Source organism: Streptomyces sp. NRRL B-24572 (genome assembly GCF_002156145.1).
GTDB lineage: Bacteria > Actinomycetota > Actinomycetes > Streptomycetales > Streptomycetaceae > Streptomyces > Streptomyces vietnamensis.
Map to the genome: position 1 here is coordinate 1 of NZ_MWIG01001054.1, position 842 is coordinate 842.

General features: G+C 62.4%; 1 protein-coding gene. It reads right to left on the bottom strand.

Annotation, left to right across the window (positions count from 1 at the left end; translation table 11 throughout):
• Positions 1 to 378: 378 nt before the first annotated feature.
• On the bottom strand, positions 379 to 842 hold a 464-nt coding region (locus CCN56_RS43725; protein ID WP_179200162.1), incomplete at its 5' end, for a hypothetical protein.

Genomic DNA, 842 nt, shown 5'->3' on the forward strand with positions numbered 1-842 from the left:
CACGATGAGGTGGAAGTCCTCCGCGGAGAACTGGTCCATGACGAGCGTGGGCTGGCCGGGACCGAGCTGCCACTCACGGAGTCGCAGGGCCTCTACGTTCGTGGAGAATCCAGGGCTTACGGGAGCCACGGTCACGGGCAATCACCTCTCTGACCTGGGGTTTCTTGCAAGGTCGTCTACGTTGGCATGCCCCTGCCCGCGTTGGCCAGTCTTTCGAGGATCTTTCCTGTCTGCCCCAGGCGAACTGTCCTTCGACGGCGAACTGTCGTGGCACAGTCTCAGGCGCGATGGCACATCGGTGGCACTATGCCGCCAATGTAAGACTTCCTCGCCGGAACTGTCCCGTCGCACCGAACCGTCCGCGGCGGCCGGTAGCGTTCAGGCTGCCGGGACCGAATACGTCCGGGTTAATTTGCCGATTTCCCGTAGCGCCAATCTGCGCACTTCGCCGATCGGCGGATACATACTGTCCATTGTGATCGGCCTATCCAGAGCCTTCAGGCGGTAACGTAGCCCGCGTTTCCATTCCTTCTTGATGCGCACGGTCCAAGCTTTGGCTGGCCACTTGACACCGGGGGCTGCATTCTTAGGGAAAAAGATACTGAGGTTGGAAGTCGCGTCCAATTGTTGTGCGGTGAGCCGCTTTCCCTTGAACGTCATGGTTCGATCGGGATAGCTGGCGGTCAGGCCGCCGACGAGGAAGCGGCCCCGCTGGGCGCGCATGCGGGGGTCGAGGTCGTTGGGGTGGATCACGGCAACCCTGTTCGTCCAGGTGGACTTCGCATAGTGGGGGCCGAGCGCAGTGCCCTCCCACTCCAGGGCGTCCTGGGCGGTGAGGTCGA